This is a genomic window from Massilia horti (assembly GCF_004614195.1).
Taxonomy (GTDB): domain Bacteria; phylum Pseudomonadota; class Gammaproteobacteria; order Burkholderiales; family Burkholderiaceae_D; genus Telluria; species Telluria horti.
The window spans coordinates 1-7,809 of sequence record NZ_SPUM01000006.1 but is presented as its reverse complement, the minus strand read 5'-3'; the positions used below and the strand labels follow the sequence as shown (position 1 = coordinate 7,809).

General features: G+C 61.5%; 7 protein-coding genes. All 7 read left to right on the top strand.

All coding sequences use genetic code 11. The features are described from left to right. The first annotated feature begins 377 nt into the window (after positions 1–377). The 7 genes from E4O92_RS00950 to E4O92_RS00920 all read left to right on the top strand — a co-directional run bounded on the left by E4O92_RS00950 (position 378) and on the right by E4O92_RS00920 (position 7,517). Positions 378–2,492: a carbohydrate binding family 9 domain-containing protein gene (locus tag E4O92_RS00950; RefSeq protein ID WP_135187873.1), complete on the top strand. Its 2,115-nt coding sequence runs from the start codon at positions 378–380 to the stop codon at positions 2,490–2,492. A 183-nt stretch (positions 2,493–2,675) separates the two neighbouring features. Further along, positions 2,676–3,008, top strand: coding sequence for an ArsR/SmtB family transcription factor (locus E4O92_RS00945; RefSeq protein WP_229482872.1), 333 nt, complete (start codon positions 2,676–2,678; stop codon positions 3,006–3,008). Between the two features lie 10 nt (positions 3,009–3,018). Beyond that, complete coding sequence (locus E4O92_RS00940; protein ID WP_135187871.1) at positions 3,019–3,276, top strand: hypothetical protein; 258 nt, start codon at positions 3,019–3,021, stop codon at positions 3,274–3,276. 75 nt (positions 3,277–3,351) lie between these two features. Then, positions 3,352–3,798 carry a hypothetical protein gene (locus E4O92_RS00935; RefSeq protein WP_135187870.1) on the top strand — a complete coding sequence of 149 codons (447 nt, stop codon included), beginning with the start codon at positions 3,352–3,354 and terminating at the stop codon, positions 3,796–3,798. Positions 3,799–3,930: 132 nt separating this feature from the next. Then, positions 3,931–4,437, top strand: a complete 507-nt coding sequence (locus E4O92_RS00930; RefSeq protein WP_135187869.1) for a nuclear transport factor 2 family protein — start codon at positions 3,931–3,933, stop codon at positions 4,435–4,437. 138 nt (positions 4,438–4,575) lie between these two features. Further along, the gene (locus E4O92_RS00925; RefSeq protein WP_135187868.1) at positions 4,576–6,042 is read left to right on the top strand and encodes a DUF2868 domain-containing protein; all 1,467 of its coding nucleotides are present in this window, start codon (positions 4,576–4,578) and stop codon (positions 6,040–6,042) included. After that, positions 6,039–7,517 carry a DUF3482 domain-containing protein gene (locus E4O92_RS00920; protein WP_135187867.1) on the top strand — a complete coding sequence of 493 codons (1,479 nt, stop codon included), beginning with the start codon at positions 6,039–6,041 and terminating at the stop codon, positions 7,515–7,517. Before E4O92_RS00925 ends, E4O92_RS00920 begins: the two co-directional genes overlap by 4 nt. Positions 7,518–7,809 lie beyond the last annotated feature (292 nt).

Genomic DNA, 7,809 nt, shown 5'->3' with positions numbered 1-7,809 from the left:
ATAGTGCTGCAACCAGTGTGAAAGTAGGTTATCGTCAGGCTAGTTATAAGAAAAAGCCCCGTTTGCCTTAGCGCAGACGGGGCTTTTTTGCTTTTTGGTCCCGGTTAGCTGACGCCACCACAATGGGCCCCCTTCGCGGCAACGTTCGTCGCCGCTCGTTACCTCCTGTCCTACAAAAAATGCAGCCTATCGCACGGCACTGGCTGGGCCCGGCAGGCGCGCATACAGTGCAGACGAACCAAAACAACCGCCAAGGCATGACGAGAATGCCGATCGAGAAAATGACCAGGTTACTGTCCATGTGTGCCGCGCTGATGCTGATAGCCGGCCCCGCTTCTGCAAATTTTCAGGCTCACCGGCTCCAGGCGACAGAGACCGTGAAACTCGACGGCGCACTTGACGAACCCGCGTGGCAAAGGGCCCCGGTCAAGGACACCTTTTTCGAGAACGAGCCGCTCGACCGGGTTCCGTCCAAATCGAAGACGGAAGTGCGCCTGATGTATGACAGCAAATACGTCTATGTCGGCATCAAGGCATACGACCCTGAGCCATCGCAGATCCGCGCTCCTTTCTTCCGGCGCGACAAGATCAGCGGCGACCAGGACTTCATCGGCCTGTTCATCGACGCCACCGGGGCGCACCAGGCTGCGCAGATCCTCTACTTCAACGCCAGGGGGGCATTCGCTGACGGCATGCTCAACAGCTCTGGCGAGGAGGATTACGCCTTCGATTACGACGTCCAGGTGGTCACGGCGCGCTTCGACGGCGGCTGGAGCGCCGAGGTGCGCCTTCCGTTCAGCTCGGTAGCCTACGACGCGTCGCACCCGAACTGGCACCTTCTCGTGTTCCGCAACATCGTGCGCGACCAGCGCTACAAGAATTTCTCGGCCCCGGTCACCAAGTCGTCGAATTGCCTGATGTGCTTCGCCGAGCCAATCGACGGCTTTAACGACCTGCCGAGCGGACTGAACTGGACCGCGACGCCGCAGCTGGTGCTGCGCAAAGGCCGCGACCGCTGGGAAGGTACGCCGGACCGGGACTACAGCGGCCGCGATCTTTCGCTGGACCTCAAGGTGCGCCCGGACTCGGCCACCGTCATCGATGCCACCATCCACCCGGACTTCTCGCAGATCGAACTGGATGCGCCCCAGCTGTCCGGCAACACACGCTTTGCGCTGTTCGTGCCTGAGAAGCGCCCCTTCTTTCTCGACGGAAGCGACATCCTTCAGACCTCCTTCCGCGCCATCTACACCCGGGCCATCACCGACCCCAACTGGGGCGCGCGCTACACCCGGCGTGACGGGCGCACCGACGTGACGGTGCTGACCACGCGCGACGCCGGCGGCGGCCAGGTGTTGATTCCGAAGTCGTACAACACCGACTATGCAGCCCAGGATTTCTCGTCCCAGGCAACGATTGCACGGGCTGTGTACAAGGGCGACCAGCTGACCCTCGGCGGACTGCTGTCCGACCGCACCCTCGTGGACGGGCGCGGCTACAACCGGGTGCTCGGCACCGACTTCCGCTGGCAGCGCACTGATACCGAGCGCCTGACCGGCCAGCTGCTGATGTCCAGCACGACCGCCCAGCCGGACGCACATGGCTCCCTGCAGAAAGGACCGCGCACGACTGGCCACGCGGCTACAGTCATTTACCACAACGAGAGCGACCATTACGCCGTGAACGCCGCGCTGGAAGACGTGAGCGTGGGCTTTCGCGACGACAACGGCTTTATCTCGCAGGCCGGGGAGCGCATGTGGGGGACCGAGCTGACGAAAAAATTCGGCAAGACCGGCATGTGGAACGACTTCAACCTCTACATCCATGCCGAGCGCAAGTTCGACTACAACGGCAACGTGATTTACAACGACTACAGCCCGGGGCTGTTCGTGAAAGGGCCGTACGACCTGCAGCTGAACGTGCGCGTACGCCCGGCCAACGCGATCCGCATCAAGCAGGGCGGCGAGCTGTTCCGCCAGCGCACGGTGTGGGCCAAGCTGGACGCGACGCCTGGACGGCTGTTCTCTCAGGTCTCTGCAACCATGGAATTGGGGGACGAGATCGAGTACCTCAGTTCCCGGCGCGGCAAGGGCGGCGTGGTGTCCCTGTTCGGCACCTTGCGCCCGCACGACCGGATCGAGCTTGCGCCAATGTATTCTGTCAGCTGGGTGAATGGCCGCAACGGAGCGGAAGACGGAAAACGGCTGTACACCGAGCAGGCTTTCCAGCTGAACGGCATCTACCACTTCGGGCCGCGCGACAGCCTGCGCATGATCTTGCAGAAGTCGCGCACAGCGCGCAATCCCGAGTACTACCTGTTTCCCGTCGCAGCCCGCACCCGCGGCAACACAGGTTCATTCGTGTACGAGCACACGGCCGGGCTCGGTACTGCGGCCTACATTGGGATGACATTATCCGATGGAGAAACGCCGGGCTACGACCCGCGGCACCGCCAGGACGAACTATTCGTCAAGCTGTCCTGGCAGCTCTGAACACGACTTCATTTGGGCGACGTACACCCGCCACGTCGCTCAAATACCTACCAAAGGTCGGCCCCGGCCTCCCCTGTCTTCGCAACAGCGGTCACCCGCCCCAATCTCAACATCAATAGAAATTTTCTTGGCTGATGCAATCCATCGCTTGACATGCTTTCATGTGTAAGTTATTTTTTACACGTGAAAGATCAAAACGACAAAATTGAAGGCGATCAGCTGCTGGCGATCCTGGCTGCGCTGGCCAATCCGCACAGGTTGCGAATTATCGCGGCGTTGGCCTCAGGGGGACGCAACTACGTAAGCCAGCTTGCGCGGGAGATTGGCATCAGTCGTCCGCTGCTGCATTTGCATCTTCAAAAGCTTGAAAGCGCCGGCCTCGTAACTAGCCGGCATGAACTATCGGAGGATGGCAAGGCGCTCAACTACTTCGAAGTCAGTAGTTTTCACATCGAACTCACGCCGGCCGCCATCGCTGAGGCAGAGAAGTCCCTGACCACCAACCTTGAGAAGTAGAGAGATCTTCATGTCCGAAACTATGTACGTAATAACGCTCGGCCTCCCGCTTGGAACGATTTTGATCGTCTTTGGAATGAAGTACTTCTCGGCCATTCAGCAGGCAAAGGCTCGCCATGCGAGTGACGAGGCATACCGGCAAATAGCAGCAGGAGCAGTATCGGCTCAGGCTGAGGCCGCGGCGCGGTTGGCTTCCATCGATGCAACGCTGGCAGACGTCGCGACCCGCCTGGCTGCCGTCGAGAAGGTTCTTAAGGAAGTTGAGTAGGCAGAAGTTGCTTGCGAACGGCGGCGAGTCCGTAACAGGAGTTCCGTTTTATTTGCCATAGAAAGGAATAACGTCATGTCAGAAATCAGCACCCTCAGACTCTACTTGTTACGGAGCCTGTATCTGTTCATCGCGGTCGGCTTGAGCATCTACGTTTGGCCGGCAATTCTTTCGCCATCCTCAAAGGTCGTGGACAGTCATACGGTTGTGCAAGCGATGCTTGGAACCCTTTCCTTGCTTTCGTTGCTTGGGTTGCGTTACCCCCTCAAGATGCTGCCGTTGCTCATATTCGAGCTTGGCTGGAAGATTTTCTGGATCGTGGCGTTCGCTTTGCCGATGTGGCTGGGTCCAGGGTTGAATGAATATGCGCGAGATACTCTATTGGAAACTGCTGTCGGTGTTGTGCTTATTCCCTTGATCCTCCCATGGGGCTTTATCTTTCGGAATTACGTTCGGGCTCCGTCTACGCCTTGGTTTAAGACCGGTTACTCGGGTACCACTGACCATCCACAGTCAGTCTGAAAGCAGGGCATCGTCAGGCTAGTTCCAAGAGGAAGCCCGTCAGCCGCGAACTGACGGGCTTTTTTGTTTGTATGTTTTGAATCGGATGCGGCGGCTTATACTGCGGTCCTCTTATTACTCAAGGGGAAACCCGTGCGAATTCTTGTTTTGCTCATTGGCGCATTGCTTGCGCAGGGCGCATCAGCCGGTTCGACACCTGAACAAACCGTCGCCGCACTGTGGCCTTCCTTGAGCCACGCGGCAGGTGAGCCTGGAGACGCCGCCACGCTTGGCCGACTCTTTCAACCTGACGGAGTCGTTTTTGGTGGAACCCATCGAGAAAATAAGCCGGTCTTCACTCGCACCTCCGCTGCGGATTTCATCACCGCTCAAGGTCGCCCGCGGCCCAAGCCTTTTTACGAGTGCGAAGTGGCGCGTGAGGTGAAGACTTATGACCGCTTTGCCACCGTCTATAGCGTTGTCGAGTCCCGTACCGACAGAAATGCTGCCAAACCCGATTTCGTCGGCGTGAACAGTATCCAGCTCTATAAATTTGACGACGAGTGGAAGATCATTGCCCTGTATTACCACGTCGAGTCGCCGGGCCTGCGGATTTCCCTTGAAGGCGGCAAATCGGGTATTTGTCTTGGCGCCGATTGACTGCCAGCCCTGGCCCTATCAGCCCTATGGTTGCGGCGGCCGGCACCCCGGGCGCAATCGCCGCGCGCTCTCCCGTCGCTCAAACTGAGGCACAATGCGATCGACGGATGTTGCCGATTCATTAAAGACGGGAGTGAGATGAACGAGCAGGTGGCAAGAAGCGTCGTCCTGATGCGCGCGATCGAGACTGCCGACAGCAAGCACGAGGTCCTGTCGGAGGACGACCGGCTCTACGCCAGCCGCAGCGCGCGCGAGTTGGCGCAGTGGCAGGCGGCCGAGACCAGGTCCGAAGCGACGGTCGAGCATTTCCTTCAGCAGCGCGCCGAACTCATTCTCAAGCGGCTTGCCGAACGCGTTCCGGCGTTCGGCGCATTCCTCCATCGACGCACCCTGATGCCCACCTGGTCCGTCCTGCTGCCGGTGCTCGCCCTGCTGGCCGGCGCCGTCCTGGACCGGATCGGCAATCCCCACCGTGTCGACCTGCTCTCCGCGCCACTCCTCTTGATCATCGGCTGGAACCTGCTCGTGTACCTGATACTGCTGGTGTGGCTTCTGGTGCCGGGCAAGCAAACGGGTTGGGCTGGCCCCGGCCTGCTGCGGCGGCTCGCCGTCGGCAAAGCCGCGCTGCCGCGCAAGCTGCCGCCGGCCATGGTCGCGGGTGTCGCCAGTTTTATGAGCGAATGGTCGCAACTCGCGCGGCCGCTCGTGCGTGCACGCCTGAGCTGCGCGATCCACCTCGCCGCGGCGATGTTCGCCCTTGGCGCAATCGCCTCGTTGTATGCGCGTGGCCTGCTGACGCAGTACGCCGCAGGCTGGGAGAGCACCTTCCTCAATGCGCAGCAGGTACATGACATCCTCTCCGTGCTGTTCGCACCGGCCTTGTTCGTATTCCCATTGCAGGGCTTTTCGGTCGCGGACATCGAGGCGCTGCGCTTTGCCCAGACGCCTTCCCCCCTTGGCGGCGCGCGCTGGGTGCACCTGTACGCAGCCACCCTGCTGCTGGTGGTCGTGGTTCCGCGCCTTGCGCTCGCGTTGGTTGCGGCTTGGCGTGCCGGGCGCCTGGCACGCAATTTCCCGCTCGAGCTGGACCAGCCATACTTTCGCAAGCTGTCCGGGCGTTCCGGTGTGGGCACCGGCCCGACGGTACTGCGTGTGCTGCCATACAGCTTTACCGTCGACGAGGAGCGGCACAAGGGCCTGGTGGCGGTCGCGAGGATGGTGTTGGGCGAACAGGCCCAGCTCATGCTGCGGCCCACCTGTCCGTACGGAGAGGAGCCGCAGGAAGCCTTGCGCGACGCGCGGCTCGACGACCCGGCCGTGGCCATCACCGCAGCGTTGTTCAGTCTGACGGCAACCCCTGAAAAGGAAAACCACGGTGACTTTCTGGACTACCTGGTGCTTCATGCGCCGCGCGGCGTGGCCGTGCTGGTGGACGAATCGGCGCTTGTGGAGCGGGGTCTCGAGGGCCGCGTCGAAGAACGCATCGCCTTGTGGCGCCAGTTCTGCAGCTTCCACCGCACGAGCGCGACGATCGTCAACCTGCTGCATCCCGCGAAGTACCCGCTCGACCTGGGCTCGGGCCTCTCCGTATCGGCGGCGCGATGAACGGGCAGCCCGTAAAAATCCAGTTCGCACTCGTTTCGCACACCAACAACGGCAAGACGACGCTTGCACGTACGCTGGTTGGCGTGGATGTCGGCGAAGTGCGCGACGCGGCGCACGTTACCGTGTTCGCGGAGGCGCACACCCTGCAAACCACCGAAGCCGGCGATACGCTGCTGCTGTGGGATACGCCGGGTTTCGGCGATTCGGTGCGGCTGCTCAAGCGATTGGCCATGTCGGGCAATCCGATAGGCTGGTTCTTGCGCGAGGTGTTCGACCGTTACCGCGATCGTCCGTTCTGGCTCAGTCAGCAGGCGCTGCGCGCGGCAAAGGATGCGGCTGACGTGGTCCTCTACCTGGTCAATTCTTCGGAGGATCCGCGCGACGCCGGCTACCTGCCGGCCGAGATGCGGATTCTCGAATGGCTGGGTAAGCCGGTGGTGGTCCTGCTCAACCAGCTTGGGCCTCCGCGGCCCGGCGAACTGGAGCAGGCGGAGCAGCTACGCTGGCGCCGGCACCTGGACCAGTACGCAATCGTGCGCGACGTGCTGCCGCTCGATGCATTCGCGCGCTGCTGGGTGCACGAGCATGTGTTCTACGAACGCGTCGGCCAGCTGCTCGACGAAGCCAAGTGCCCCGGTTACGAGCGCTTGCTCGCGGCGTGGGAAGCGATTAACCAGCATCGCTACCAGGTGTCGTTGCACCTGATCGCCGGGCAGCTCGCGAGCGCCGCGCGTGATCGCCAGGCCGTCGATGTCGAAGGCAGCGGCCTGTTCAGGTCCGCGTTGAAGGCGGTAGGCCTGGGCAAGGGCGAGCAGCGCAGGCAGGAAGAGGCGATGGCGCTGCTGGTGGAGCGCCTCGAGCAGCAGATCGGCAGGACAACTGCCCAGCTGCTGGTGCTGCACAAGCTCGATCCCGGCGACGCGGTCAAGATCAACGCCCGGGTGCGCGAAAACTTTGCGATCCGGGCGCCGCTCGACAAGGGGCAGGCCGGTCTGCTGGGTGCGGTGGTATCGGGCGCGGCGACTGGCCTGTCGGCCGACCTGATGACCGGCGGGCTCACTGTCGGCGGCGGCGCGCTGCTCGGAGCGATCGTCGGCGCGCTGACGATGGCCGGTGCGGCGTGGGGTTTCAATGTCGGCACCGATCGCGACCAGCCTACCGTCCAATTTGCCGACGCATTCCTGCAGACCCTGCTGGTCGGTACCGTGCTGCGCTACCTGGCGGTTGCGCATTTCGGCCGCGGGCGCGGCAATTTCGTGGAAGGTGAGGCGCCGGCATTCTGGCAGGCCGAAGTCGAGCAAGCCTTGCATCAGACCGGGGACCTGGCGCGATTGTGGAAGGCGGTCCGCGAGGCGCATGACGCCACCGCTGCGGTCGCGCTGGTGGAGCCGGTGGTGGCCAAGCTCACTGGCGTTACACTCGAGCGCCTGTATCCAGGCGCGGCGGCGCAGGTTTTGTCCCGCGACGCACCTTGACGCACGCCAGACATCACGAAGTCCTTGCAATGGCTTCGAGCGTTTGCTATAGTTCGCGTCCGCTTCGGCGATGCCAGGAAAGCTTAACGAAATCAAGTAGTTAAGCTGGCAATATCACACAGGAAACTGTGTGTGACGCGAGAAGAGAGGGGTTGACGAACATCAGAAAACACCTCATAATCTCGTTCTCTGCTGCTGACGAACAAAACGATTCGCAAAGCGCAGCAAAGTAGTGCAGAACAACGGTTCTTTAACAATCAACAGTCGATAAGTGTGGGCGTTTGATGAAGGT

Coding starts and splice junctions, on each gene's coding strand:
- E4O92_RS00920 (WP_135187867.1), top strand. CDS start 6,039: ATGAACGGGCAGCCCGTAAAAATCCAGTTCGCACTCGTTTCGCACACC.
- E4O92_RS00925 (WP_135187868.1), top strand. CDS start 4,576: ATGAACGAGCAGGTGGCAAGAAGCGTCGTCCTGATGCGCGCGATCGAG.
- E4O92_RS00940 (WP_135187871.1), top strand. CDS start 3,019: ATGTCCGAAACTATGTACGTAATAACGCTCGGCCTCCCGCTTGGAACG.
- E4O92_RS00935 (WP_135187870.1), top strand. CDS start 3,352: ATGTCAGAAATCAGCACCCTCAGACTCTACTTGTTACGGAGCCTGTAT.